Consider the following 24,261-nt stretch of genomic DNA (forward strand, 5'->3'; position numbering starts at 1 on the left):
CGACGGCCCCCCAGAACCCCCCGATGCGAGTCTCCGGCAGACCCTGATCCCCGCATCCGCCCTTCCTGGCAATGCCATCCGCCGTTTCCCCTTCACCGTCCGCGGGATTCCGAACCCTTCGGGCACCATCTAGGAGCACCACCATGAAGAAGTTCCTCACCACCGCCTTCCTGTTCACCCTGGCCGCCGTCGCCTTCGCGCAGGGCGCCCCCGCCGCTGCCACGAAGAGCCTCTTCGAGGGCCAGTTCACCGCCCACATCGCCCTCGCCATCGCCGCCGCCGGCTGCGGTCTGGCCCAGGGCAAGGCCGTGGTCGCCGCCTGCGAGGGCGTGGCCCGCAACCCCCAGGCCGCCGGCAACATCCGCACCACCATGATCATCGGCCTGGCCCTCATCGAGGCCCTCGTGATCTACGTGCTCGTGGCCGCGTTCGCCATCAAGTAGGATCGAAGTGGTTCCAGAAACGGGGCGTTCCTTTTCCGGGGCGCCCCGTTTTTTTATGATTCATACTGAGGAAAGTCGGTAAAGATGCTGGACGTCATGCGCCACCATGCCCTATTTCCCATGCCGCCGGAGGTCACCCAGGTGATCCTCGGCGGGGGGTCGCCCATCGACCTCGAGGGTCTGCGCATCCAGTCCTCCGACGAGGCCTGGACCTTCGCCCTCAACTACGGTTACGACATGAGCGTCCCCGCTCAACGGGCCAAGGTCGTGAAGATCTACGAGGACGCCATCGACTTCCTCGAAGGGGTGGTGCTGGAAGGTACGAACCTGCATGTTCCGAACGAGCTGCGGGCCGTCGGGGACCCCCTCGACCTCCTGGTCTGGGCCTCGGAGCGCCCGCGTACGCTCAGTGGCCGCTGGGCCTGCGCGATCCTGCGGGTGATGCACACCCTCTTCCACGTGGACCACAACGTGAACCTCCGGTACCTCCCGGAGATCCAGCGCCAGGTGTTCAGCCGCTACGACCAGTTCCTGGTGTGCGAGGAGGGGCGCTGGCTGCTGCGGGGGGCCTACGAGGTGCCGCTCGTGGCCGTGGAGCGCAAGGAGAACAAGGACCGCGTCTCCATGCTCCTGAAGATGCTCCACAAGCCCGAGAACGTCGCCGAGACCATCTACGACCAGATCGGCATCCGGTTCGTGGCCGAGGACCGGCTGGGCGTGCTCATGGCCATCCGCTTCCTGCTGGACCACCACGTGCTGATGCCCACCCACATCAAGCCCAGCCGCAGCCGGAACCTGATGATCGACCTGAACGCCCTGGCCGCCTGGACGGAGACCCTGCCGCCTCTGTTCCAGATCCAGGACCTGAGCCCCGAAGAACGGCAGGCCCTCAGCAGAACGCTGGCCCTCAAAACCGGCGGCATTGAACAGAACCCATTTTCCAGCAAGGATTATTCAGCCATCCAGTTCACGGCGCGCACCCTGATCCGCCTCCCGGGCCCCGGCGCCTCCGTGCTTGAAACCCTCCAGGACCGCCTCCGGGGCCTGGGACACGAGGACCTGGCGGACCTCGCCCGGATTCCAGAGTTGATCCAGGAACAGGAGGAGTTTACTTTCTTCTTCGCACACGAAGTCCAAGTGATGGAACAATCAGGGTTTCAAAGCTCACGTTCAGGTCCAGCATCCCATTCGGAATACAAGCAACGCCAGCGTGACGCTGCGCGCCGGAGAGTGCTTCAGGGAATTCTTCAGGAGGAGCCATGTTGAACATCCAGACCCGCCAAGAAGGCACTGCTTCCGTGGTGTCGATCCAGGGCAAGGTCAACTTCGAAGTGACCGCCCAGTTGCGGGATGTGATCCGGGAAACGGTGGCCACGGCCCAGCCCAAGCTCCTGGTGATCAACCTGGAGGGCGTCAGCTTCATTGATTCCTCGGGCCTGGGCCTGCTCGTCGCGGCCCGGAACAGCGTGGACAAGTCCGGCGGCAAGCTCCACCTGTCCTGCCTTCCGGCGCCGGTGAAGAAGACCTTCGACCAGACGAACCTCACCAACTACTTCTCCATCTTCGCCACGGAGCAGGACGCCCTCCGCGGGGCGTGACGGCCCCGCAGGGGCCTTCCTGAAGGGTCTGCATGGCCAAGGGCGTGGTCCTGGTGGTGGATGATGAAGCGCCCATCCGGGACATCCTCAGCTTCTACCTCAAGCGGGCGGGCTACCAGGTCCTGACCGCGGGCCACGGCGTGGAGGCGATCGCGGAGATGACCCGCCTGAAGCCGGATCTCATCATCTCGGACCTTCGCATGCCCGAGATGTCCGGGGACGAGCTGTGCAAGCGGGTGAAGAGCGATCCTGCCACCCAGGACGTCTACTTCATCATCCTCTCGGCCCTGGACGGGACGGCCTCGCGCATCGGCAGCCTCAGCATCGGCGCCGACGACATGATTCCCAAGCCCTTCCACGCCCAGGAGGTGCTGGCCAAGGTGGATTCCACCTTCCGCCTCATCGGGATGCAGAAGGAGATCAGGCGCCAGAACAAGGAGCTGACTGCCTTCCAGGAGCGGGTGCAGGAGGAGATGGAGCTCGCCGCCGCGCTCCAGATGGGCCTGCTGCCCAAGCTTCCCGGCGAGGGGCCCGGGGTTCGCTACACCCACTGCTACCTGCCGGCCGCCGGCATCGGCGGGGACATCTACGCGGTCCTGCCGCTGCCGGACGGCAGCACGGCCATGATGATCGCCGACGTGAGCGGCCACGGCGTCACCGCCGCGCTCATCTCCGCCATGGTGAAGACCTCCTTCGAAAACCAGGTCCGATTGGGCGGTGAGCCCCTGGCCTGGGCCACGGGCATGAACGAGGACCTGTGCCGCTCCACCCTGGCCGAGCAGTTCGCCACGGCCTGGCTGGGCCGCCTGGATCCCGCCACGAACCGCATCCGCTACGTGGCGGCCGGCCACTGCGCGCCGCTGCGCATCGTGCGGGGGTCCCAGGGGGGGCTCCAGCGCTCCGAGGTGCTGCGGGGCAAGGGGTTCATGCTGGGGCTGGACGTCCAGCTGCCCTTCATGGAGCACGACGCGGAGTTTCTCCCCGGAGACCGCCTGGTGCTGTACACGGACGGCCTGGTGGAGGTGGAGCGGGAGGACCGCACCATGCTCGAGGAGGCCGGACTGCGCCGCATCTGCGCCGAGCTGCCAGCCGGGGCGGAGGACGCCGCGGCCGCGATCATCGCCCAGACCCGGAGCTTCAACGCCCCGGCGCCCTTCGTGGACGACGTGACGCTCGTGGTGCTGGACCGCAGGGGCTAGATTTCCGCCTAGATCTCCGCGAGGGTGGCGGCGATGCCGGCCTCCAGCTCCGTGAAGGGGGCGATGTAGCCCGTGGCGCGCAGGCTGCGCACGTCCGCCTGGGTGAAGCTCTGGTACTTCCCTCGCAGGGCGTCGGGGAAGGGGATGTACTCGATGCGGCCCTGCCCCAGGTGGGCGATGAGGGTCTTCGCGATGTCGTTGAAGCTGCGGGCCTTCCCGGTGCCCGCATTGACGATGCCCTTGGCCATGGCTCCGCCGCCGAAGTGCAGGTTGATGGCCACGATGTCGCCCACGAAGATGAAATCGCGCCGCTGCTCGCCGTCGCCGTAGCCCTCCGTGCCCTCGAAGAGGCGGCAGACGCCCTCCTCCTTCAGCTGGCGCAGGAGCTGGTGCAGCACGGACATCATGCGGCCCTTGTGTCCCTCCCGGGGGCCGAACACGTTGAAGTAGCGCAGGCCCACCACGGGGCTCTGGATGGCGGCCATCAGGCTCCGCACGTGCTGGTCGAAGGCCAGCTTGGAGTATCCGTAGACGTTGAGGGGGCCCTCGTTCGCCGGCACCGGCTCGAAGTCCGTACTGGCGCCGTAGGTGGCCGCGCTGCTGGCGTAGACCAGGGGCGTCTTCCGGGCCAGGCACCAGTGGAGCAGGGCCTTCGAGTCCCCGTAGTTGTTCTCCATCATGTAGCGGCCGTCGGTCTCCATGGTGTCGGAGCAGGCGCCGTTGTGGAACACGGCCTCGGGCCGCAGGTCCAGGGTGCCCGCATCCAGCCGGGCCCGGAACTCCCGCTTGTCCATGTAGTCCGAGAGGGTCAGGTCCGCCAGGTTCCGGGCCTTCTCCGCCCGGGCCAGGTTGTCCACCACGAGGATGTCCGTGTGTCCCCGGCGGTTCAGCTCCCGCACCAGGTTGCTGCCCACGAATCCCGCGCCGCCCGTGACGATGAACATGCCCGACTCCTCTTCTCCTACAGGATACCGGCTTCGCCGTCGCCCAAATTCACTGGCCGACGGCATCAGGGGCCGTAACGGAGTGCCCCGGCCTGGCCAGGCGCTCCGCAACGGCCCCTAACCGATGGCCTCTTCGGCCTCCGGCCGCTGGAACCGCTTCAGCAGTCTCGGTCCCAGCTCGGCCACGAAGGTGGCGGCGAAGATCAACAGGCCGCCGGCGAGCTGCGTTGGGCTGAGGTGCTCCCGGATGCCCGGGACGAAGCCGCTGACGGAGATGGCCAGCGTCCAGACCGGTTCGAGGCTGAACAGGATGGCGCTCTCCGTCGCCCCCAGACGGGCCTGCATGGTGCTCTGCACGTAGAAGGCGAGGGTGGTGGCCAGCAGTCCCATGAAGCCCAGGGAGATCCAGGTGCCCACGTGGGCGAGGGCGGCGCCGGACCCCTGGAAGCTGTACGGCGCCGGGAGGGCCAGCGTGATGGCCAGGGAGATCGCCCCCGTGACGGCCACCTGGATGAAGGCCAGCACCCACCCGGAGGACCGGCGTGAAAAGTGGGCTGTCATCACGATGTGGAAGCCGCACAACACCGCCGCCAGGAGCGTCTCGGAATCGCCCCGGGTCCAGCCCCCCCAGGCCGCGCCCGGAACCCGGACGAGCAGCACCAGGCCCGTGACGGCCACCAGGGCGGCCAGCCCATGCGAGGCCCGCAGGCGGTCGCCGGCCAGCAGCGCCACCAGCGGGGTGAAGATGACGTAGAGCCCCGTGATGAAGCCAGACTTGGACGGCGAGGTGAACCGGAGACCGTCGGTCTGCACCCAGAAGATGGTGGCCAGCACGAGACCCAGCCAGAGGCCGTCCAGGGCGTCCCGGCGCCGGATGGGCACGCGCAGCACCAGCAGCATCAGGCCCAGTCCCGCGGTCCCGATGGCGAAGCGCAGGGTCAGCAGGGTCCCCACCGAAAGGCCCGCCTGGAGGCAGTACTTGGTGGCGGGAAAGCCGCCGCCCCATACGGCCGCGATGGAGGCCATGGCGAAGACGGCGATGAGGTGCGACCTGCGGGATTCCGGCATCCCTCCAGGCTATCGCCCCACCCGGGATGGGCGAAGGAGGAATCGCGAAGTCTTTGACGTTCTGCTGTTATTTCAAGATCGCAGCCAGGCGGATCGTCAATTCCGGCTGGTCCGGGTCGTCGGTGGTCAGGGACAGGACTTCGCTGTACCGCCCGGCCTTCAAGGAGGCGGGCAGCACCACGGACAGCTCCTGGCTGGCGGAACGCTGGCCCAGGCCCTCCACCCGGACGCCCGTGAGGGAACACCGGGTTCCGGTGACGCGGAAGGCGTGGCCGTCCGCCTGCTTGAGGGCGAGCTTCTGCCGCAGCTCTTTGCCGGCCGCGTCCTGGAAGACCAGCTCGACCGGCGTGGCCTGGATCGAGGGCTTCAGCTCCCACTGGATGTTCAGGCCCATCTGGCTCATGCGGGGGTTCGTGAAGTGCACCGTGGCCTGTTCCACGCCGCGGAACCGGCCGGCGGGCACTTTGCGGCCGTCGAAGGCGACTTCCAGGACCAGGTCCTTGCCCTCCTGCCGGTAGGCGAAGGCGAGGAAGGGGGCCCCAGGAGCCTTCACGTCCACGACCTGGACCGGCTCGCCGTTGCCGCTGGCGTAACGGACGGTGCTGCGCGAGGTGGCGGACTTGGGGGCGTTGTGGAAGTAGACGGATTCGACCGAGGGCATGATCTCCTGCACCACCTCGGCCTCGAGGGTCAGGCTGGTGGCCGGAGCCTTCGGATCGTTGCAGACCACCTCGATGGACTTGCGCACGCCGCCCTTGAGGCCCCGCGGATCGAAGGTGGCCTCCAGGTCGGTGCTCTCGCCCGGCGCGATGGACCACTTGCCGATGACCGTGGCCGTGCAGCCGCAGCTGGGCCGCACCTGGGTGATGCTCAGGATGGCGTTGCCGGTGTTGGTCACGCGGTACTTCGCGGCCACCTTCCGGTCCGGCGTGATGCGGCCGAAATCGTGGTGGGTCTTGTCGAAGTGGATGGCGGGGGCCTGGGCCATGAGCGTGACGGCGGCGCAGGCGAAGAAGAGGCGGCGGAGCATCGGGACCTCGTCGGGAAGAAGTGTGATTCTATCCGCAGATCAGGTCGCGGAGGGCGGCCCAGACCTGATCCGGTCCGATCCCCTCAAGACAGGGGTGGCCGGGAATGAAGCAGTCCCGCTTGAAGCAGGGGGCGCAGGGGACGCCATCCTTGCGCAGGCCGCGGCTCTTCGGTCCCCAGGGGGTGGACCCGCCGGGGTCCGTGGCGCCGTAGAGGGCCAGCACGGGCGCGCCGGTGGCGGCGGCCAGATGGCTGAGCCCCGAGTCGTTGCCCAGCACCGCCGCGGCGCCGCGCATCCAGGCGGCGGCCTCCTTGAGGGTGGTTTTCCCGCAGAGATCCAGGCCCTCGGTCCCGGCTACCGCCGCGCAGGCGGGGGCCTCATCCGGCGAGCCCAGCACCGCCACGGCGTAGCCTTCAGACCTGGCCTTCAGCAACAGGGTCCGGTAGTGCGCCACAGGCCAGGCCTTGGAGGGCCAGGTGGAGCCTGGCATCAGGCAGAGGTAGCGCCCCGCGGGCTTGCCGATGGCCACCTGCGGATCGAAGTCCGCGTAGGGCATGGGCGGCAGGTCCGGCCAGCGCCGCTTCAGCACCGCGTGGTAGCGCAGCAGGAAGGGGCCTTCCGCGTCCCAGAAGGGGCCGCTGTGGGTATTGAAGGGGCCCGCCAGGCTCTCGTCCACCCCGATGCGTTCGGGCACCCGCGCCAGCCAAGCCGCCAGGGCGGGCCGCAGGGACTTCGGGAAGTGGATGCTGCGGGCGGCGCGGTGCTCACGGAGGATCCGCGCCATGGCGCAGGGGCCGGGCTTGCCCTCGTCCGGCAGCGCCGCATCGCAGAACCACGTCTCCGCCACCAGGCCCACGGTGGTCTTCGGTCCCCAGACGACCAGGGGGCCAGCGTCGATCTCCCGGAGCAGGCGCAGCACGGGAAGCTGCATGGCGGCGTCGCCCACGAATCGCGGGAAGCGCACCCAGGTGGCGTGGTGTGGGATCACGGCGGTCATTTCGAAAGCTCCAGCGGGGCTCGCCGCTTGGGACTACCCCCCGATCGCACCGCGCCCCGCGCAGTGCTCCTGCTCCCACCGCGCCTCTGGCTTGCGATCGCAGAGGGGGCCCCGTCGTCGCCGACGAATCGCGGGAGTCGTACCCAGGTGGCGTGCTCGGGGATCACAGCCACGGCGCCACCGCCTCGCGGAACTTCGCCGCGGCGTCGTAGTCCCGGGTGAGGGCCGTGCCGAAGGCGTGGGCCTTCGCGCGCTGGACTTCCCAGGCGGCGGGATCCGCCAGCAGGGGGGCGATCCGGGCAGCGGCCGCGCGAAGCAGGCCATCCTCGATGGTCTTGCGGTCGTCGGGCTTGGGGATGAGGAAGCCGCCCTCGCCGTCCTTCAGCATGGTCCCGATGCCGCCCACGGTGGGCGCCAGTACGGGCACGCCCCGCTCCAACGCCTCGATGAGGGCCAGGGGGAAGAAGCCCTCGTTGCGGCTGGTCATGACGTAGAGATCTAGGGCCGCGAAGGCGGGGGAGAGGTCCTTGAGCGGGCCCGTACGGGTGCAGTGGTCCAGCAACCTCTCGCCCACCAGCGCATCCTGGATCTCCTGGGCGTAGGCTTGGTCTTCCCGGCCCGCCAGCAGCAGGTGCAGGGGGCCCGGCACCTGCTCTCCCAGCCGGGCGGCGAAGCGGATCACGTCCGCGGTCGCCTTCCGGGCATCCATCTGCCCGGCGTAGCCCACCACCACCGCGTCTTCCGGTACGCGCAGCGCCCGGCGCGCTGCGCGCTTCGCCTCCGCGTCCACAGGTTCCACCACCGCTCGCGGGTACAGGGGGTGGATGATGCTGCACGGGGCGGCGCTGAGGTGCTGCCGCACCGCGGCGGTGAAGTCGTAGGTGCAGATCCAGCGGTCCACGAGGCTTCGCACGCCGCGGTACTTCCGCAGGTGGCGCTCGTAGTGCTCATGCAGGGTGAGGACAGTGGGGAGGCGCAGGCCGAACCGCGCCAGCCAGGGCAGGGCCCGCTGCACGCCCTTGTGGTTGCAGAGCACCAGGAGGTCCGGGCGCGTCCGGCGCAGCCAGCGGAAGGCGCCCAGGGCGCCGGGGAGGTGGAGCACCTCGGCCACGTTCGGGTTCCGCTGCCGCAGCTCGGGCTCGATGTCGCGCTTCCCGGGCTCCTTCCGGAAGATCACGCTGACCTTCACGGGCAGCCCCGCCAGGGCCGCCACCTGCTCCAGGAGCACCCGCTCGCCTCCTCCGAAGGAGAGTTTCCGGTGCGCGAACACGACGTGCTTCACGGGACTCCAGCTAGGGGTCTGTTTTCAAAATGGATGCGAGCCGCGACGGGTCCAGCCGCGTGATCCAGGAAGGCGGCGGCCGCAGGGCGATGCGGGACATCGTTCAAGGCCACCAACGCACCTGGGCGCGCGGCTGGGCCCGTCCCGAAGGGCAGGGGGCAGCGCCCGGCGCGATACTGCGTCAAGCTCCTCGCCAATAGTGCCGCTATTGCCATCGTCGCTTTCCTTGTCTCGCTTGGGCGGTGCCCCCTGCGCGGCCACACCCCATTTTGAAATCAGACCCCTGAGGTTCAAGATAGGGTAACTGACCTAACGCGTCACTTCTCCAGGTTGCCATGTCCCTCGTCTCGACCCAACGGATCCTGCTGGTGGAGGACGAACCCGGCCTTCGGGAGGTGCTGACCCTGGCCCTGGAGGGGGCCGGCTTCAAGTGCGAGGCCGCTTCGGGCATCGAGGAGGGGCGGCAGGCTCTCCGGGAGACCACCTTCGACGGCGTGCTCTCGGACCTGAAGCTGAAGGACGGCTCCGGCATCGAGCTGCTCACCTGGATGAAGGAGCAGGGCCTGGAGACGCCGGTGGTGATCATGACCGCCTACGCCACCACGGAGACCACCGTGCAGGCCCTCAACCAGGGCGCCGTGGACTTCATCACCAAGCCCTTCAAGCACGAGGAGCTCATCGGAATGCTGAAGGGCCTGCTGGCCGCGGCGGAACCCGAGGCCCCGCTGCCGCAGGACCTGGGCGAGCTGGTGGGCGTGGGCCCGACCATGCGGAAGATCAACGCCCTCATCGGCAAGGTCTCGCGCGCCGACACGACGGTGCTGCTCACCGGCGAGAGCGGCACCGGCAAGGAAGTGGTGGCCCGGCTCATCCACCGCTATTCCGACCGGGCCAAGGGCCCCTTCATCCCCGTGAACTGCGGGGCCCTGCCCGAGGCCCTGCTGGAAAGCGAGCTGTTCGGCTTCGAGAAGGGGGCCTTCACCGGGGCCGGGGCCATGAAGCGCGGGCTCTTCGAGGAGGCCGGCGGCGGGATCCTCTTCCTGGACGAGATCGGCGAGATGCCGCTGCCCTTGCAGGTGAAGCTGCTGCGGGCCCTGCAGGAACGGCGGGTCCGCCGGCTGGGGGCCACGGAGGAGCGGCCCGTGGATGTGCGCGTCATCGCCGCCACCAACCGGGATCTGCGGGCCCGGTCCGAATCCGGCGCCTTCCGTGAGGATCTCTTCTACCGGCTGAACATCCTCCAGATCGAGCTGCCGCCCCTGCGGGAGCGCCTGGATGATCTGCCCATCCTCGCGGAGCATTTCATCCGCCGGTTCTGCCAGAAACTGGGCAAGCCGCCAATGCAGCTCCACGCGGACACCATGGCCCAGCTCCTGGCCTACCGGTTCCCGGGCAACGTGCGGGAGCTGGAGAACCTCATGGAGCGCTGCGTGGCCCTCAACGCTGGCGGACCGATCACCCGGGACCTGCTGCCCGACGGCTTCGGCCAGGCTGGCGTCAGCGAAGGCGCGGGGCGCCCGGCTCCCCTGACCATCCCCCCGGAGGGCTTCGACCTGGAGGCCTGGATCAACGCCCTCAAGGGCCACTTCCTCAAGCGCGCCCTGGAAGAAGTCGGCGGGGTGAAGACCAAGGCGGGCAAGCGGCTGGGCATGAGCTTCCGGGCCTACCGCTACTGGTTGGCCGAACTCGGGGGCCTGGAGGCCCTGCCCCAGGACTTCCCCTGGCCCGAGGATTTCCCCCCCGTCGCGGTGGAGGAAGGCGGCGGAACCGAGGGCGGCAAGGACGCATGATGCTGATGGATCCTTGTTTTTTCAGCCATTTCTGGCACACTGTAACGCTCGGATGCACTGCAGACGAGCCCTCACCGCGGACCCTCCCATGACCCCGACCCACGCCCGCCGACGAGACCAGGGATTCTCCCTGCTGGAGCTCCTGGTGGCGATGATGATCATCGCCGTCCTGGGCACCCTCGGCTTCTCCCAGTACAAGAAGCACTCCGCCCAGGCCCGCTACCTCAAGGCCCAGGACGATCTCAAGATCGTGGCCGAGGGGCTCGACCAGTACTACCTCAAGCATGGCCGCTTCCCGGATTTCGCCAGCTTCGACGCCATGGTGGACGGCAACTCCTCCCTGGTGAAGGAGAGCCTCATCAAGGTGGGCATGGCTGCCCAGGATCCCTTTGGCCAGCCCTACGAGGGCAAGTCCAGCCGGGGCACGTACGAGCTAAAGTGCGCCGGCGACCCCGGCAACCAGGAAGACGCCGGCCCCATCGTCCGGACCCCTGGCCAGGTGACCGGTTCCTCGCCCGTCAGCGGGGCGGGCAGCACGGCGGCGCCCAAGGCGGACGCTCCTGCCGCGGACGCTGGAGCCCCCAAGTGATCGATCTCCACAAGCTGCCCCTGGAGGGCCTCCGCCTGAACGGCACCACCGACGAGGTGGCCCTGGAGGGGGGCGTGTCCCTGCGGGATCTGGCCTGGTCGGTGTTCGCGCTGGCCTCGGACGGCGATGTCTTCCTGGAGGTGAAGGGCCAGGCGGTGTGGCAGGGGGCCTGCAGCCGCTGCCTTGTGCCCCTGGACCGGCCCATCTCCGTGGAGAGCCAGTTCCTGGGCAGCAAGGATCCCGACCTGGTGGGCCGCGGCTCCCATACCCTGGGCTCGCAAGATCTGGACGTGGTCTTCCTGCCGGAGGACACGCTGGACGAGACTGAGCTGGTGCGGGAGCAGTTCGAGCTCCAGGCCCCCATGCATCCCCTCTGCGCCGAGGACTGCAAGGGGCTCTGTCCCACCTGCGGCAAGAACTGGAACAAGGGCCCCTGCCAGTGCCCGACCGGATCCGCGCAGGCCCCCTCCGCCCTCAACCGGGCCCTCACGAAGGCGCTGGCGGGAATCAAGCTGGACCCGGAATCCTGAAACCCTTAACCTGGAACTTTGCGTTTTCCCCCTAGGAGCAAGCCATGCCGAATCCCAAGCGCCGCCATTCCAAGGCCCGCCGCGACCGCCGGCGCACCCACGACGCGCTGGAGGCCATGAGCGCCAGCACCTGCCCCAACTGCCAGACCCCCAAGCTGCCCCACCGCGTGTGCCCCAGCTGCGGCTTCTATCGCGGCAAGCTGGCCGTCCGCGTCGCCGAGAACGCCTAAGAGCCGTCCGGTGGACGGTCATCGCATCGCATTGGACGTCATGGGGGGCGACCACGCTCCCCATGCGACGCTGCTGGGCGCCCGGGAGGCCCTCCAGGCCTGGCCGGGACTCTTCCTTCTCCTCGTCGGGGATGAGGCGGTGCTCCGTCCGCAGCTGGCCCGCCACGGCTTCACGCCGGAGCTGCTGACCCGCGCGGAAGTGGTCCATGCCTCCCAGACCGTGGTCATGGAGGACAAGGCCACCAGCATCCTCAAGGAGAAGAAGGACAGCTCCATCCGTGTCGCCGCCCAGCTCGTCCGCGAGGGGCAGGCCCACGGCGTGGTGTCCATGGGCCACACCGGCGCCGCCATGGTGGCCTCCAGCCTCGTCATCGGCAAGCTCGAGGGCGTGGACCGGCCGGCCCTGGCCAGCGTCCTGCCCAACATGAAGGGAGCGCCCACGGTGCTCCTGGACGTGGGCGCCAACGTGGACTGCCGGGCGGAGCACATCGCCCAGTTCGCCGTGATGGGCTCGGTCTATGCCGAGGAAGTGCTCGGCCTCGAGCGGCCCCGCGTGGGCATCCTCAGCGTGGGCGAGGAGGACGGCAAGGGCACGGACGTGACCAAGGACGCCTCCGCCATGCTCCGCGAGATGGAGATCCGCTTCGAGGGCAACGCCGAAGGGCGGGACATCTGGAACGGCAATTTCGACGTCATCGCCTGTGACGGCTTCGTGGGCAACGTCGTCCTGAAGTCCAGCGAGGCCCTGGCCGAAGGCATCATCGGCGGCCTGCGGGACAGCTTCATGGAGTCGCCCATCACCAAGCTGGCGGGCCTTCTCGCGAAGCCCGCCATGAAGCGGTTCAAGCAGAAGCTCGACTATGCGGAGTACGGCGGCGCACCGCTGCTGGGCGTGAAGGGCGTGAGCATCATCGGCCACGGCCGCAGCGACCACAAGGCCGTGCGCAACGCCATCCGCGCCGCCCTGCGCGCCGCCGAGCACCGCCTCCACGAGCGCATCCAGGAGCGCGTGGCGCTGCTTCTCCCGCAGGACTGATCCTATCTGCCACGGATGAACACGGATAAACACGGATGTATCGTCATCTGAGTTCATCCGTGTTCATCTGTGGCGGACATTTCTTGAGGTTGTCATGAGCAAAGTGGCTTGGCTGTTTCCGGGGCAGGGGTCGCAGGCGGTGGGCATGGGCGTGGCGCTGGCGGAGGCCGAGCCGGCGGCGCGGGCCGTTCTCCAGGACGCGGACGCGGCTCTGGGCTTTCCGCTCTCCAGGCTCATGGCCGAGGGGCCCGAGGACACGCTGAAGCTGACGGAGCACACCCAGCCCGCCATCCTGACCCACAGCACCATGGTGGTGCGCGCCTGGGCCCACCGCCTGCCGAAGCCCGATTTCGCCGCGGGGCATTCCCTGGGCGAGTACAGCGCTCTGGTGGCGCTGGGCGCCCTGGGCTTCCAGGATGCGGTCCGAACCGTACGGGAGCGCGGCCGGGCCATGCAGGAGGCCGTGCCCGTGGGCGTGGGCGCCATGGCGGCCATCCTTGGGATGAGCCAGGCGGATGTGGAGGCCAGCTGCGCCGAGGCCGCCACCGCGACCGGGAAGATCGTGGTGCCCGCCAACTTCAACGGCCCCGGCCAGATCGTCATCGCCGGCCACGCCGAGGCCGTGGACGCGGCCCTGGAGGCCGCCAAGGCCCGGGGCGGGCGCAAGGCCATGAAGCTCCCGGTGAGCGCGCCTTTCCATTCGCCCCTGATGGAGCCCGCCCAGGTTCGCATGGAACCCATCCTGCGGGGCATGGCCTTCAAAGCCCCCATCTGCCCCCTGGTGAACAACGTGGACGCAGCCGCGGTCTCAGAACCCGAGGCGCTGCGGGCCGGGCTGGTGCGCCAGATCCCCGGCGCCGTGCGCTGGCAGGCCACCCTGGACCTGCTGCTGGACCAGGGCGTCACCTCCTACTTCGAGCTGGGTCCGGGCAAGGTCCTGGCAGGCCTGGTGAAGCGGCAGGCCAAGGAGCGGGGCATGGAGGTGACGGCGCTGAGCCTCGGCGCCCCCGAAGACCTCGCTCAGCTGGGCTGACACTGCAATGGCAGGGCCTTTCCGCCGGGAAGGTGTGATGAAAAGCAATGCCCCCCGGGGGTAGGGTGGATGGAACGACACTGCGTCTTCCAGTGGGCGGCGGCGGGCGGCGGAAAGTGGCCCGGTGCCGCGCACATCACCCTCAGTCCGAGGTGCCCATGCGCAAGGATCTTGTCTTCGGAATGGCCGGTTCAGGAGGCGATGGCATCGTCTCCGCCGGCGACTCCCTTCTCCAGGCTGCTTCGGCGGAGGGTTATCACGGCGTGATGACCAAGAGCTTCGGCTCCCAGATCCGCGGCGGCGAGTCCTCCTGCCGCGTGCGCATCAGCACGGACCCGGTCCTGAACCCCGGCGGCAACCTGGACGTGGCCGTGGCGCTGAACTGGGAGGACTTCCTCAAGTTCGGCGCCGAGCTCCCCGTGGCGGGCTCCACCGTGGTGATCTACGAGGCCGCCACGGGCGTGCCCGAGAACCAGATCCCCCTGGTGGGCGTGACGCCCCTGCAGGTGATCGCGGTGCCCATCGCGGCCATGGCCAAGGAGACCGCGGGCACGGAGCGCGCGAAGAACACGGTGGTGCTGGGCCTCATCGCCGGCTGGTTCGGCATCGGCGGCGAAGCGGTGATGAAGGGCATCTCGAAGAAGCTGGCCAAGAAGAGCATGGAGCTCGTCGAAGCCAACCAGAAGGCCTTCGACGCGGGCGTGGCCTTCGCGAAGTCCCATCCGCTCAAGGCCGACATGACCGTCGTGCCTTCCTCGACCAAGGGCGCCGTGAAGCTCCTGACGGACGGCAACGACATGTGCGCCGCCGCCGCCCTCTTCGCCGGCTGCCAGTTCTTCGGCGGCTACCCGATCACGCCCTCCACCGAGATCATGCAGTTCTTCACCAACCACGTCTGGAAGTACGGCGGCGCCGTGCTGCAGGCCGAGGACGAGATCGCAGGCATCGGCGCGGCCGTGGGTGCCTCCTTCGCCGGCAAGAAGTCCATGACCGCCACCAGCGGCCCCGGCCTCTCCCTGAAGTCCGAGATGATGGGCCTTGCCAGCATCGCCGAGCTGCCCCTGGTGATCGTCGATGTGCAGCGCGGCGGCCCCTCCACGGGCCTGCCCACCAAGACCGAGCAGTCTGACCTCTTCGCGGCGGCCTTCTCCGCCCACGGCGACGTGATCCGCCCTGTGCTGGCCCCCACCTCCGTGGCGGACATGTTCCGCACCACCGTGGAGGCCTTCAACATCGCCGAGCACTACCAGACGCCGGTGATCATCCTCTCCGACCAGGAGATCGCCTCCCGTAAGGAGACGCTGGATCCCATCGACACCAGCACGTTCAAGATCATCAACCGCCTGGTCCCCGCCGGCGCGGACCTGCAGGACTACAAGCGGTTCAAGCAGACCGAGAACCACATCAGCCCCATCAGCCATCCGGGCATGCTGGGCGGCACCTACCTGGCCTCCGGCATCGAGCATGTGGAATCCGGCGCGCCCACGAACAGCGGTTCCGTCCACCAGCGCATGAACGACAAGCGCATCAAGAAGCTGGACCCCCTGAAGGAGCGCAAGGACCTTTTCGAGATCACCGGCAATCCCGACGCCCCGCTGGCCCTGGTGGCCTGGGGCAGCGTGGCCGGCGTCTGCCGCGAGGCGCTGCAGATGGCCCTGGCCGAGGGCCTGGACGTGAAGCTCATGGTGCCCTACCTGCTCTACCCCGTGGCCGAGCAGACCTACCGCGACTTCTTCGCCTCGGTGCAGAAGGGGCTCGTGGTCGAGCAGTCCCACCTGGCCCAGACGTTCAAGGTGCTGCGCATGCACCTCGACCTGCCCAAGGGCCTGCAGTCCCTGGCCCGCAGCGGCGCGAACCCCTTCCTGCCCGGCGAGATCGTCGCGGCCCTCCACCATCTCCTCTCGGAGCTGCAGCGCAGCCACGAGGGCAAGCTTCAGCCCCAGGAGTGAGGTCGATCATGAGCGCCACCTGCGAATTCCAAGCGAAGGACTACAAGAGCGACCTGAAGCCCATCTGGTGCCCCGGATGCGGCGACTACTCCGTGGTGCAGGGCATCTACCGGGCCCTGGCCGCCGTCGGCCGTCCGCCCCATGAGGTCGCCTTCATCTCGGGCATCGGCTGCTCCAGCCGCATCCCCGGCTACACCACGGCCTACGGCTTCAACACGGTGCACGGCCGCGCCCTGCCCATCGCCCAGGGCATCAAGCTGGCCAACCCCGACCTGCTGGTGCTGGCGGCCGGCGGCGACGGCGACGGCTTCTCCATCGGCGGCGGCCACATCGCCCACCTGATCCGCCGCAACATCGACATCACCTACATCGTGATGGACAACCAGATCTACGGCCTCACCAAGGGCCAGCTCTCGCCCACCTCCCAGAAGGGCCGCACCACCTGCACCTCGCCCTACGGGAGTCTCGAGAACCCCGTGAACCCGCTCCTCTACGTGCTGGCCTACGGCGCCGGCTTCGTGGCCCAGGCCTCGCCCACCGACCTGGCTGGCATGGCCGCCACCCTTGAGGAGGCCATCCGCTACCCGGGCTTCGCCTTCGTGAACGTCCAGTCCCCCTGCGTCACTTACGGCGAGGAGGCCCAGCAGATCAAGGGCCTCAAGGCCATCAGCGAGAATCTCTCCGCCATCGGCCACGACCCGGCGGACCGGCTCGCGGCCATGGACCTCGCCCAGCACTATGGCGAGAAGCTGCATCTGGGCGTGTTCTACAAGAACCCCGAGCCGCCGCCCACTTACGACGCCCTGATCCGCGAGCGTCAGGCCCAGCTGTCCCAGGGCGCCCTCCCCAAGGAGCGCATCCTGGATCTCTTCATCAAGAAGTGACGGGAGGCCCCCATGGCCGCACGGATCGATTTCGCCAGTCTGAGCCTGATGGATGCCCTCGATCTGGCCGTCCTGATCGAGGACGAGGCCAAGGAGCGCTACGAGGAATTCGCGGCGCAGATGGACCAGCACCGGACGCCGGAGGCCGCCAGGTTCTTCCGCCTCATGGCGGTGAACGAGGCCAAGCACGGGCAGGAGCTGGCTGATCGCCGGAGCCAGCTGTTCGGCGGCGTGACGCCCACGGTCACCCGGGCCATGGTCTTCGAGGTGGAAGCCCCTGACTACGACCAGGCCCGCGCCTTCATGAGCCCGCGCCAGGCCATGAAGGCGGCCCTGGCCTCCGAGGTCAAGGCCCACGCTTTCTTCGTGGCGGCCCTCCCCGCCCTGAAGGATGCGAAAGTCCGCGCCCTCTTCGAGGAGCTCCGCGACGAGGAGGTTCAGCACCAGGCCCTCGTCAAGGCCGAGCTGGCCAAGCTGCCCCCGGACAGCGGCCTCTCCGACGACGACTTCGTGGACGAGCCTACGGCTCAGTAGCCCCCTTCGTTCAAGCCAGAGAGAGACCTCTTCACCACCAAGTCACCAAGAACGGATCTTCTTGGTGTCTTGGTGGTGGTCCTTATTCCAGGCCTTCGGCAGGGCGGCGCCAGAGCTCTGTAAGCACGAAGCCCGCCGCGGCCAGGTACGCCGCCGCCAGCAGCCCCAGGGCCGCCCAGGGCGCCCAGGCGGTGCCGGGGTGGCCCTGGCGCATCCACCAGAGGGTGGCGTCGAACAGCACGGCCACCGCGCAGCCCCCCATGAGGAGGTGGCGGCCCGGCCAGGTCAGGCGCCGAAGGTACAGGATGGCCATGGCCAGGAACACCAGCGGGAAGGCGGTGAGATGGAGGCCCCGGGCGCCGATCGTGGCGTAGAGGCTCTCGGAGGTTTCTTCCAGGGCCAGGGGCCGCAGGTCCTCGTACGTTGTGAGGCGTGGGTACTGGCCGCCGTCGCCGTGGCAGCTGGCGCAGTTGTTGGCGACGATGGCCTCCACGGGCGCAAAACCTTCCCGGGTGGCGCCCCCCTGCACCCAGGTCCGGAAGACCGCGACCTGAGCAGGGTTGGTATTGGGCGCCATGACGCCCTCCAGCACCGTGATCAGGCGGGGCCGGGCCGGCGGCGCGCCTGCCGCCGGGTGCTCCTGCCGCGCGGCGAAGGCCAGTCCGCCCGCGAGGAACATCCCCAGGGCCAGGACCACGAAGGTGGCGAAGGCGCGTTCGGAGGAGGGCAGGGTTCGCAGGGACATGGGCCCATGGTAGGGCGGATACTGGTCGAAGAGGAGGTCCCGTGAGCGACTTCGATGCCAAGGCGGCGACCTGGGACCAGGACCCCATCAAGGTGGAGCGCGCCACCACCGTGGGACGGGCCATCGCCGGCAGCGTGGTCGTGGAGGGCCGCACCATCCTTGAGTACGGCTGCGGCACAGGACTGCTCGGCTTCGTCCTTCAGCCCATCGCCGGTCATGTGACCTTGGCAGACACTTCCGCGGGAATGCTCGAGGTTCTCCGGGGGAAGGTCGCCGCCACGGGAGCCGCGAACATGACGCCCCTCCGGCTGGACCTGCTGGCGGACCCCCTGCCTGCCGGGCGCTTCGACCTGGTGTGCAGCCTGATGACCCTCCATCACATCCCCGATACCCCGGGCATCCTGGAGAAGTTCCATCAGGTGCTGGCGCCGGGCGGGTGGGTGGCCCTGTCGGACCTGGATGCGGAAGATGGATCCTTCCACGGGAAGGACGTGACGAATGTGCACCCCGGATTCGACCGCACGGCCCTGGGGAGGCAGCTGGAGGCCGCCGGGTTCCGGGAGATCCGCTTCAGCACGGTCTTTGAGATCCCCCGGGAAACGGCCTCGGGCCCCCGCCGGTTCCCGGTGTTCCTGGCGCTGGGCAGGAAGGGCTGATCTTAGTCCAGGGGCATGTCGCCGGTGGCGAGGCTCCGCCGCATGAGGAAGAGCAGGGGGAAGAGGCAGAAGCAGAGGATGCCCATGAACCAGAAGGTGTCCGCGAAGGCCATCATGGTGGACTGCTTCACCACGGTGCCGTAGGCGGCGCCCTGGGCCATGTGGGCGGCGTCCGCCGGCGACAGCCCCCCGCGCAGGACGCCCAGTTGGGTCGTGCGGTCCAGGAAGCCCTGGTAGGCCGGATTCCCGGGCGACAGGTGGCCGATGAGGTTCGCCTGATGCACCTGGGAACGGCGGGCCAGCATGGTGGTGGCCAGGGCGATGCCCGTGCTGCCGCCGATGTTGCGCACCAGGTTCATGAGGCCCGTGGCGTAGGCCGTCTTCTCAGGCGGAATGTGCTGGAAGGCCGAGACGTTGATGGGGATGAAGAGGAAGGCGAAGCCGAGGCTCTGCACCACGCGTGACCACATGGCCGTGCGGAAGTCCACCTGGAGGTTGAAGCCCGCCATCTGGATGAGGCCCAGGCCGCAGGTGAAGAACCCGATGCCGATGAGCCAGCGGGTGTCCACCTTCTTCAGCAGCATGGCCACCACCGGCATCATCAGCATGATGGCCAGACCCCCGGGACTCAGCACCCAGCCGCTCAGCAGGGCCGTGTAGCCCAGCAGGGTCTGGAGGAAGATGGGGAGCAGGGCCAGGCTGCCGTAGAGCACGAAGCCCAGCACGAAGAGCATGAGGATGGACACGGCGAAGGTGCGGTCCTTCATCAGTCGGAAATCCACGATGGGCCGTGTCTTGCGCAGCTCGTAGAGGACGGCGAACACCAGGGCCACCGCTGCGATGATGGCGAAGAAGACGATGAAGTTCGAGGAGAACCAGTCCTTGCGCTGGCCCTCGTCCAGCACGATCTCCAGCGAGGCCAGGCCCAGGGTGAGGACGCCGATGCCGAAGTAGTCGAACTTCGCGCCCTCCTTGAGCGAGATGCGGTGGAAGGTCGGGGGATCCTGCACCAGGGCGCTGGTGAGTGTGAAGGACAGGAATCCCACGGGGATGTTGATGAGGAAGATCCAGTGCCAGCTGAAGTTGTCGGTGATCCAGCCGCCCAGCACCGGCCCGATGATGGGCGCCAGCACCACGCCCATGCCGTAGACGGCCATGGCGGCGCCGCGCTTCTCGTGGGGGAAGGTTTCGACGAGGATGGCCTGGGAGATGGGCTGCAGGCCGCCGCCACCCAGCCCCTGGAGCACCCGGAAGAAGATCAGCCAGCCCAGCGAGGGTGCGATGCCGCAGAGCAGGGAGGCCATCGTGAAGATGCTCACGCACGTGAGGTAGAACCGCTTGCGGCCCATGAGGCTGGAGAAGTAGCCCCCCAGGGGCAGCACCACGGCGTTGGCCACCAGGTACGAGGTCAGCACCCAGGTGGTTTCCTCCACCGTGGCGGACAGGTTCCCCGCGATGTGCGGGAGCGCCACGTTCGCCACGCTGGTATCGAGGACCTCCATGAAGGTCGCGATCATCACCGTGAGGGCGATGATCCAGGGGTTGATGCGGCGGTGTCCGGTCATTCGGATCTACTCAACGAGGGTGAAGCATCAAGTCAAAGGGAGAAAGCAAACGCCAACCGCGGAGAAACCTGAGAACGCGGAGACGGCAGGACATTCCTCTGCGTTCTCTGCGGTGAGCTGAATTTTTATTTCACGATCACTGTGGCCTCGACGTTCATGCCGGGGCGGAGGACGACCTTCTGGGCTTCGGACTCGTCGATGTGGATCTTCACGGGGATGCGCTGGACCACCTTCACGAAGTTGCCCACGGCGTTCTCGGGGGGCAGCAGGCTCATGCGCGAGCCGGTGGAGCCGGCGATGGAATCCACGTGGCCCTTGAGCACCGCGCCGTTCATGTCCACCTTGATCTCGGCCTCCTGGCCGGGCTTCATCTTCGCGAGCTGGGTCTCCTTGAAGTTGGCCGTCACCCAGGTCTGGTGCAGGGGGATCAGGGTCATCAGGCCCTGGCCCGGCTGGATGGTCTGCCCGGCCTCCACGAACTTTCGGGTCACGACGCCGTCCACTGGCGCCAGGATCTTCGTGTACCCGAGTTGCAGTTCCAGTCCCTCCTGGCTGGCGCGGGCCTGCTCCACCTGGGCCTGGGCCGACGCCAGGCGGGCCTCGGCGGCGCCCACGGCCACGCGGCGAATGTCCGCCTCGCGCTGCAGGGAGGCTAGCTTCTGCTGGGCGGCGCGCCAGTCGCCGTCGGCCACTTCGGCCTGGGTGCGGATGCCGTCGAATTGCTGGGCGGAGATCTCCTCGCGTTCCGCCAGGGGCTTCATGCGCTGGACGTCCATCTTTGCCTTGTCGAGGCTGGCCTTTTTGGAATCCAGGTTGGCCTTGGCCGTCTCCAGGTCCGAGCCCTTGGCCTGTTGGAAGGCCACCTGAGCCCGCTCCAGATCGGCCCTGGCGCCTTCGACCTGGGCCTTGGCCTGGGCCAGGGCCGCCTTGGCCTGGTCGAGCCGGGCCTGGATGTCACGGGGGTCCACGGCCACCAGGGGGTCGCCGGCCTTCACGGCCTGGTTGTCCTCCACCAGCACCTTGTCCACGGTGCCGTAGACCCGGCAGGAGACGGGCACGAGATGGCCGTCCACCTGGGCGTCGTCGGTGCTCACACGGTTGCGGGAGTAGAGCCACAGGCCGCCGCCGAGGAGGAGGGCGATGGGGGTGCCGATGAGGAGGGCCCGCATGGCCTTGGAGATGCCGGCGGCTGCGGCGCCGCTGGGGGTGTCCGTCACGGGGGTAGCATCTTGGTTCATGGGTGTCTCCATCAGCGGGCGAAGGTCTGCTCAAGCTGGCCGGTGGCGCGGGCCAGGTCCACGCGGGACTGGTTGAGGCGGTAGAGGGCGTTGATCTGGTTGTCGTTCGCGCGGGCCAGCTCGTCCTGGGCGTTGATCACTTCGATGTTGTTGCTCACGCCGGCTTCGAACCGGTGCCGGGCCTGGGTGAGGGCCTCGGTGGACAGGCTCACGGCGAGGTTGGCGACCTCAACCTCGTGGGTCGCGGCCTCCAGCTCGGCCTGCGCCACCTGGACTTCGTAGCCCACCTGGGCGCGCACCTCGCGGCGGGCCTCCTGCACGCGGGCCTGCTCGGACTTGGCGCGGGACACATGGGAGGACACCAGGCCGCCCGTGAAGAGCGGCACCCGGAGCCCCAGCGAGATCTGGTAGGTGCGGGCCCAGGATTCCGACTGGAGGCTCGTGGTCCCGTAGGTCCCGCTGGCGACGAGGGTGGGCAGGCGCAGGCCCTGGGCGGCCTGGCGCAGGTTCTCGGCGGCTTTCTCGCGGGCATCGAGGGCTGCGAGTTCCGGGCGCTGGGCCAGGCCGGCCTGGTAGGCCGCCTCGAAGCCGCCCGTGGGCAGGGTGGGTGCCGAGAGGGTGTCGGCCAGCTCGATGCGGGTTCCGGGTTTCAGGTCCAGCAGCCGGCCCAGGCCGGCCAGGGCGGTGGTGCGTTGGGTCTGGGCCTGGATGAGGCGCTGGCGCTCGGTTTGCAATTGCACCTGGGACCGCAGCGTGTCGAGCTTGGTGCCCACCCCCTGCTTCTGCTGGTTCTCGGCCAGCTTGGCCAGGGCTTCCGCCAGCTCCACGCGGGATTCCCCCGCCTTCACTGAAGCGGCGGCGCGGAGCGCGTGCAGGTACTGGCCCACCACCAGCGCGGCGATCTCCTCGCGCACGGCGCGGCCCTGGGCGCGTGCTGCGTCCTCCGCATGGCGGGAGGCCCGCCACTTCTTCCAGAGGCTGAGGTCGAACAGGGAGACCTGGGCCTCCACGCCCACCTGACCCCAGTTGAAGGGGCCCACCACTTCGGGCCCGCCGGGCTGCGGAATGCCCATCAGGGCGTCCAGGTTGTACTTGTTGCGCTGGCCGAAGGCCTGGGCGCTCACCTGGGGCATGAGGGCCGCGGCGGCCGCCCGGCGGTCATCTCCGCTCTCGGCGATGGCCAGGAGTGACTGCTGCAGCCGCGGGTTCTGCTCGAGGGCGGTCTTGAGGGCCTGAGCCAGCGTGAGTTGCACAGTGGGGTAGGGGGTGGCGGCGACGGGGGGAGGGGGAACCTGGGCCCAGGCGATTCCTGCGGTCACCAGGGCGAGCGAGAGCGCTTGGCCCCGGCCGAGGGCCCGGGAGCTGGTGGGGGACATGCAAACCTCCATCTGTCTCGAAACATCACGTGGGTCGGTCATGAAGGGAGCTCGCTGTTGGCCCGGATCCGGTTCAGGAAACCCTTGAGCTGGTCCAGCTCGTCCCGGGAGAAGCCCTTCAGGTGCGCGTTCAGCACCTTGATGGCCACCGGGGGCAGGTGGGGCAGCAGATCGTGGCCGGCTTCCGTCAGCTCGAGGAGGGTGATGCGCCGGTCCTTGCTGCTGGGAACCCGGCGGATGAGGCCCTTCTCCTCCAGGCGGTCCAGCATGCGGGTCATGGAGCCGGTGTTGCAGTGGCCGAAGCGGCAGAGCTCGGCGGCCGTGGACGCGCAGCCCCGGGCGATGCGCATGAGGATGACCCACTGGGCCCCGGTGATGCCCATGCCCTGGCTGGCCATCTCCTCGTCGAAGCCGGCCAGGATGCGCCGGGAGACGTCCGCGATCAGGCGCCCCAGGCTTTCTTCGGGCTGGTAGTTCTCGGGGGTGTACAGAGGCTCGGTCTTCTCGGGTTCGACAGGCATGGCGACATCCTGATTGAGTGCCTAAGCAATTACTGCCAGAGCAGCAATCTTGGGAACCTCAGGGGCTTTCGTCAACTGCCGAGGCCGCCCATGGGCCTCTCACATATGGCGGTACGGTTTGGAAAGCTCTGTATTTGTGTCTTGTTATCAATTGCGTGATGGTTGAAAACAGGCTCAAAAAAATAACGAAACCTGATTATCGGCCGAACTCAGCCAAAAAGAGGAACGTAGAGGAGAGGACAATGGGGGCCTCCGCAGGAGGTCGCCATGGTTCGCGCACCCTTGCTCAAACGGATCCTGCCTGCCGCCCTGCCTGCCGCCTTGGCCGGCGCCCTGGTTGGCCCCCTGCTCGGCGGCGGCCCCCTCATCCCTCAGGCCCCACCTTCGCCGAGTCCCGGTGGGCTCCTGGCGCTGCCCCCGCCCGCGGCCGGCACCGTCCCGCTGGACGCCGCCCTGCGGGAACGACGCACCACGCGCGCGCTGGCGGGCCCGGCCCTCTCCCTGGTGGAGGCCTCCCAGCTGGCCTGGAGCGCCCAGGGCGAAAACCGCCCGGGCCGGCGCACGGTGCCGAGCGCCCATGCGAGCTATCCGCTGGGCCTCTACCTCGTCACTGAGGGAAGCCCCACCCTGGGAGCCGGCACCTACCGCTATCAGCCGGGCGCGCATGGGTTCAGGAGCTCAGGGCCCAAGGGCGTGGCGGCCCTGCTCGGCCCCATCCGCGCGATGCAGCCCTGGATCGTCAAGGCGCCCGCGGTCTTCGTGGTCACCGGCAGGCCCCTGAAGATCTCCTCGCGCGAGCCGGCGCCCAGGATGGACTACACCTTCTGGGAGGCGGGCGCGGCGTCCCAGGCCCTGCTGCTGCAGGCCGCGGCCCTCGGCCTCGGGGCCGGCGTGGCTTCCGGGGTGGACCTGGCCTCGGTGGGCGCGGCCCTGGGCCTGGGCCCGGAGGAGAAGGTGCTCGTCCTGCTGCCGGTGGGGCGCATGAAGGGGAAGTGATCCGCCGCGAACCTTCGACCGCGCCGGC

25 protein-coding genes are annotated in these 24,261 nt (G+C 68.5%); 15 read left to right on the forward strand and 10 right to left on the reverse strand.

All coding sequences use genetic code 11. The annotated features are described in order from the left end of the window. Positions 1–143 precede the first annotated feature (143 nt). The 4 genes from MLJ35_RS02280 to MLJ35_RS02295 all read left to right on the forward strand — a co-directional run bounded on the left by MLJ35_RS02280 (position 144) and on the right by MLJ35_RS02295 (position 3,240). Positions 144–443, forward strand: coding sequence for an ATP synthase F0 subunit C (locus MLJ35_RS02280; protein ID WP_243286476.1), 300 nt, complete (start codon positions 144–146; stop codon positions 441–443). Positions 444–539: 96 nt separating this feature from the next. Then, positions 540–1,709, forward strand: a complete 1,170-nt coding sequence (locus MLJ35_RS02285) for a TIGR04552 family protein (protein ID WP_243382659.1) — start codon at positions 540–542, stop codon at positions 1,707–1,709. Beyond that, a complete protein-coding gene (locus MLJ35_RS02290; protein ID WP_243286474.1) occupies positions 1,703–2,041 on the forward strand; it encodes an anti-sigma factor antagonist in 339 nt (112 codons plus the stop codon). Before MLJ35_RS02285 ends, MLJ35_RS02290 begins: the two co-directional genes overlap by 7 nt. Before the next feature lie 32 nt (positions 2,042–2,073). Continuing rightward, positions 2,074–3,240, forward strand: a complete 1,167-nt coding sequence (locus MLJ35_RS02295; RefSeq protein WP_243320215.1) for a PP2C family protein-serine/threonine phosphatase — start codon at positions 2,074–2,076, stop codon at positions 3,238–3,240. Positions 3,241–3,248: 8 nt separating this feature from the next. On the opposite strand, the gene rfaD is transcribed toward MLJ35_RS02295, so the two are convergent. From rfaD to MLJ35_RS16075, 5 genes are all read right to left on the reverse strand, one after another. Continuing rightward, complete coding sequence (gene rfaD / locus MLJ35_RS02300) at positions 3,249–4,184, reverse strand: ADP-glyceromanno-heptose 6-epimerase (RefSeq protein WP_243382661.1); 936 nt, start codon at positions 4,182–4,184, stop codon at positions 3,249–3,251. Positions 4,185–4,301: 117 nt separating this feature from the next. Further along, positions 4,302–5,252 carry a DMT family transporter gene (locus MLJ35_RS02305; RefSeq protein WP_243382663.1) on the reverse strand — a complete coding sequence of 317 codons (951 nt, stop codon included), beginning with the start codon at positions 5,250–5,252 and terminating at the stop codon, positions 4,302–4,304. 67 nt (positions 5,253–5,319) lie between these two features. Continuing rightward, the gene (locus MLJ35_RS02310) at positions 5,320–6,282 is read right to left on the reverse strand and encodes a DUF1573 domain-containing protein (RefSeq protein WP_243382665.1); all 963 of its coding nucleotides are present in this window, start codon (positions 6,280–6,282) and stop codon (positions 5,320–5,322) included. Between the two features lie 28 nt (positions 6,283–6,310). Continuing rightward, positions 6,311–7,279: a glycosyltransferase family 9 protein gene (locus tag MLJ35_RS02315; RefSeq protein WP_243382667.1), complete on the reverse strand. Its 969-nt coding sequence runs from the start codon at positions 7,277–7,279 to the stop codon at positions 6,311–6,313. A 163-nt stretch (positions 7,280–7,442) separates the two neighbouring features. Then, complete coding sequence (locus tag MLJ35_RS16075; protein WP_243382669.1) at positions 7,443–8,561, reverse strand: glycosyltransferase family 4 protein; 1,119 nt, start codon at positions 8,559–8,561, stop codon at positions 7,443–7,445. A gap of 335 nt (positions 8,562–8,896) precedes the next feature. Here MLJ35_RS16075 and MLJ35_RS02325 point away from each other — a divergent pair, with 335 nt between their 5' ends. The 9 genes from MLJ35_RS02325 (at position 8,897) to MLJ35_RS02365 (ending at position 17,136) form a co-directional block, all read left to right on the forward strand. After that, positions 8,897–10,351, forward strand: a complete 1,455-nt coding sequence (locus MLJ35_RS02325; RefSeq protein WP_243382671.1) for a sigma-54-dependent transcriptional regulator — start codon at positions 8,897–8,899, stop codon at positions 10,349–10,351. Between the two features lie 88 nt (positions 10,352–10,439). Further along, positions 10,440–10,940, forward strand: coding sequence for a type II secretion system protein (locus MLJ35_RS02330; protein WP_243382672.1), 501 nt, complete (start codon positions 10,440–10,442; stop codon positions 10,938–10,940). Further along, positions 10,937–11,470, forward strand: coding sequence for a YceD family protein (locus MLJ35_RS02335; protein WP_243320233.1), 534 nt, complete (start codon positions 10,937–10,939; stop codon positions 11,468–11,470). Before MLJ35_RS02330 ends, MLJ35_RS02335 begins: the two co-directional genes overlap by 4 nt. 44 nt (positions 11,471–11,514) lie before the next feature. Further along, positions 11,515–11,700 (forward strand): 50S ribosomal protein L32, encoded by a 186-nt coding sequence (rpmF, locus tag MLJ35_RS02340; protein WP_243286464.1) that lies wholly within the window; start codon positions 11,515–11,517, stop codon positions 11,698–11,700. Positions 11,701–11,710: 10 nt separating this feature from the next. Then, complete coding sequence (gene plsX, locus MLJ35_RS02345) at positions 11,711–12,736, forward strand: phosphate acyltransferase PlsX (protein WP_243382674.1); 1,026 nt, start codon at positions 11,711–11,713, stop codon at positions 12,734–12,736. 94 nt (positions 12,737–12,830) lie between these two features. Then, positions 12,831–13,769, forward strand: a complete 939-nt coding sequence (gene fabD, locus MLJ35_RS02350) for an ACP S-malonyltransferase (protein WP_243382676.1) — start codon at positions 12,831–12,833, stop codon at positions 13,767–13,769. 158 nt (positions 13,770–13,927) lie between these two features. Continuing rightward, positions 13,928–15,718, forward strand: a complete 1,791-nt coding sequence (locus MLJ35_RS02355) for a 2-oxoacid:acceptor oxidoreductase subunit alpha (RefSeq protein ID WP_243382678.1) — start codon at positions 13,928–13,930, stop codon at positions 15,716–15,718. A gap of 8 nt (positions 15,719–15,726) precedes the next feature. Beyond that, positions 15,727–16,602: a 2-oxoacid:ferredoxin oxidoreductase subunit beta gene (locus MLJ35_RS02360; protein ID WP_243382680.1), complete on the forward strand. Its 876-nt coding sequence runs from the start codon at positions 15,727–15,729 to the stop codon at positions 16,600–16,602. A gap of 12 nt (positions 16,603–16,614) precedes the next feature. Next, complete coding sequence (locus MLJ35_RS02365) at positions 16,615–17,136, forward strand: ferritin-like domain-containing protein (RefSeq protein WP_243320244.1); 522 nt, start codon at positions 16,615–16,617, stop codon at positions 17,134–17,136. A gap of 82 nt (positions 17,137–17,218) precedes the next feature. Here the strand turns inward: MLJ35_RS02365 and MLJ35_RS16080 are convergent, their stop codons facing one another. Beyond that, positions 17,219–17,881: a c-type cytochrome gene (locus tag MLJ35_RS16080; RefSeq protein ID WP_243382682.1), complete on the reverse strand. Its 663-nt coding sequence runs from the start codon at positions 17,879–17,881 to the stop codon at positions 17,219–17,221. A 41-nt stretch (positions 17,882–17,922) separates the two neighbouring features. Here MLJ35_RS16080 and MLJ35_RS02375 point away from each other — a divergent pair, with 41 nt between their 5' ends. Beyond that, positions 17,923–18,537 carry a class I SAM-dependent methyltransferase gene (locus tag MLJ35_RS02375; protein WP_243382683.1) on the forward strand — a complete coding sequence of 205 codons (615 nt, stop codon included), beginning with the start codon at positions 17,923–17,925 and terminating at the stop codon, positions 18,535–18,537. A gap of 2 nt (positions 18,538–18,539) precedes the next feature. Here the strand turns inward: MLJ35_RS02375 and MLJ35_RS02380 are convergent, their stop codons facing one another. The 4 genes from MLJ35_RS02380 to MLJ35_RS02400 form a co-directional block, all read right to left on the reverse strand. After that, positions 18,540–20,102: a DHA2 family efflux MFS transporter permease subunit gene (locus tag MLJ35_RS02380; RefSeq protein WP_243382685.1), complete on the reverse strand. Its 1,563-nt coding sequence runs from the start codon at positions 20,100–20,102 to the stop codon at positions 18,540–18,542. A 125-nt stretch (positions 20,103–20,227) separates the two neighbouring features. Next, positions 20,228–21,340, reverse strand: a complete 1,113-nt coding sequence (locus MLJ35_RS15795) for an HlyD family secretion protein (protein WP_275976291.1) — start codon at positions 21,338–21,340, stop codon at positions 20,228–20,230. Between the two features lie 11 nt (positions 21,341–21,351). Further along, a complete protein-coding gene (locus MLJ35_RS02395; protein ID WP_243382687.1) occupies positions 21,352–22,716 on the reverse strand; it encodes a TolC family protein in 1,365 nt (454 codons plus the stop codon). Positions 22,717–22,754: 38 nt separating this feature from the next. Further along, positions 22,755–23,237 carry a MarR family winged helix-turn-helix transcriptional regulator gene (locus MLJ35_RS02400; protein ID WP_243382689.1) on the reverse strand — a complete coding sequence of 161 codons (483 nt, stop codon included), beginning with the start codon at positions 23,235–23,237 and terminating at the stop codon, positions 22,755–22,757. A gap of 267 nt (positions 23,238–23,504) precedes the next feature. Here MLJ35_RS02400 and MLJ35_RS02405 point away from each other — a divergent pair, with 267 nt between their 5' ends. After that, a complete protein-coding gene (locus MLJ35_RS02405) occupies positions 23,505–24,233 on the forward strand; it encodes a nitroreductase family protein (RefSeq protein WP_243382691.1) in 729 nt (242 codons plus the stop codon). Positions 24,234–24,261: the final 28 nt, after the last annotated feature.

Origin of the sequence: Geothrix alkalitolerans, assembly GCF_022808885.1 — a bacterium.
GTDB classification, from domain to species: domain Bacteria; phylum Acidobacteriota; class Holophagae; order Holophagales; family Holophagaceae; genus Geothrix; species Geothrix alkalitolerans.

What these genes read in the sequence shown, in the direction of transcription:
- MLJ35_RS02280 (WP_243286476.1), top strand. Translation starts at nt 144, where the DNA reads ATGAAGAAGTTCCTCACCACCGCCTTCCTGTTCACCCTGGCCGCCGTC.
- MLJ35_RS02285 (WP_243382659.1), top strand. Translation starts at nt 540, where the DNA reads ATGCGCCACCATGCCCTATTTCCCATGCCGCCGGAGGTCACCCAGGTG.
- MLJ35_RS02290 (WP_243286474.1), top strand. Translation starts at nt 1,703, where the DNA reads ATGTTGAACATCCAGACCCGCCAAGAAGGCACTGCTTCCGTGGTGTCG.
- MLJ35_RS02295 (WP_243320215.1), top strand. Translation starts at nt 2,074, where the DNA reads ATGGCCAAGGGCGTGGTCCTGGTGGTGGATGATGAAGCGCCCATCCGG.
- rfaD (WP_243382661.1), bottom strand. Translation starts at nt 4,184, where the DNA reads ATGTTCATCGTCACGGGCGGCGCGGGATTCGTGGGCAGCAACCTGGTG.
- MLJ35_RS02305 (WP_243382663.1), bottom strand. Translation starts at nt 5,252, where the DNA reads ATGCCGGAATCCCGCAGGTCGCACCTCATCGCCGTCTTCGCCATGGCC.
- MLJ35_RS02310 (WP_243382665.1), bottom strand. Translation starts at nt 6,282, where the DNA reads ATGCTCCGCCGCCTCTTCTTCGCCTGCGCCGCCGTCACGCTCATGGCC.
- MLJ35_RS02315 (WP_243382667.1), bottom strand. Translation starts at nt 7,279, where the DNA reads ATGACCGCCGTGATCCCACACCACGCCACCTGGGTGCGCTTCCCGCGA.
- MLJ35_RS02325 (WP_243382671.1), top strand. Translation starts at nt 8,897, where the DNA reads ATGTCCCTCGTCTCGACCCAACGGATCCTGCTGGTGGAGGACGAACCC.
- MLJ35_RS02330 (WP_243382672.1), top strand. Translation starts at nt 10,440, where the DNA reads ATGACCCCGACCCACGCCCGCCGACGAGACCAGGGATTCTCCCTGCTG.
- rpmF (WP_243286464.1), top strand. Translation starts at nt 11,515, where the DNA reads ATGCCGAATCCCAAGCGCCGCCATTCCAAGGCCCGCCGCGACCGCCGG.
- fabD (WP_243382676.1), top strand. Translation starts at nt 12,831, where the DNA reads ATGAGCAAAGTGGCTTGGCTGTTTCCGGGGCAGGGGTCGCAGGCGGTG.
- MLJ35_RS02355 (WP_243382678.1), top strand. Translation starts at nt 13,928, where the DNA reads ATGCGCAAGGATCTTGTCTTCGGAATGGCCGGTTCAGGAGGCGATGGC.
- MLJ35_RS02360 (WP_243382680.1), top strand. Translation starts at nt 15,727, where the DNA reads ATGAGCGCCACCTGCGAATTCCAAGCGAAGGACTACAAGAGCGACCTG.
- MLJ35_RS02365 (WP_243320244.1), top strand. Translation starts at nt 16,615, where the DNA reads ATGGCCGCACGGATCGATTTCGCCAGTCTGAGCCTGATGGATGCCCTC.
- MLJ35_RS16080 (WP_243382682.1), bottom strand. Translation starts at nt 17,881, where the DNA reads ATGTCCCTGCGAACCCTGCCCTCCTCCGAACGCGCCTTCGCCACCTTC.
- MLJ35_RS02380 (WP_243382685.1), bottom strand. Translation starts at nt 20,102, where the DNA reads ATGACCGGACACCGCCGCATCAACCCCTGGATCATCGCCCTCACGGTG.
- MLJ35_RS15795 (WP_275976291.1), bottom strand. Translation starts at nt 21,340, where the DNA reads ATGAACCAAGATGCTACCCCCGTGACGGACACCCCCAGCGGCGCCGCA.
- MLJ35_RS02395 (WP_243382687.1), bottom strand. Translation starts at nt 22,716, where the DNA reads ATGTCCCCCACCAGCTCCCGGGCCCTCGGCCGGGGCCAAGCGCTCTCG.
- MLJ35_RS02400 (WP_243382689.1), bottom strand. Translation starts at nt 23,237, where the DNA reads ATGCCTGTCGAACCCGAGAAGACCGAGCCTCTGTACACCCCCGAGAAC.
- MLJ35_RS02405 (WP_243382691.1), top strand. Translation starts at nt 23,505, where the DNA reads ATGGTTCGCGCACCCTTGCTCAAACGGATCCTGCCTGCCGCCCTGCCT.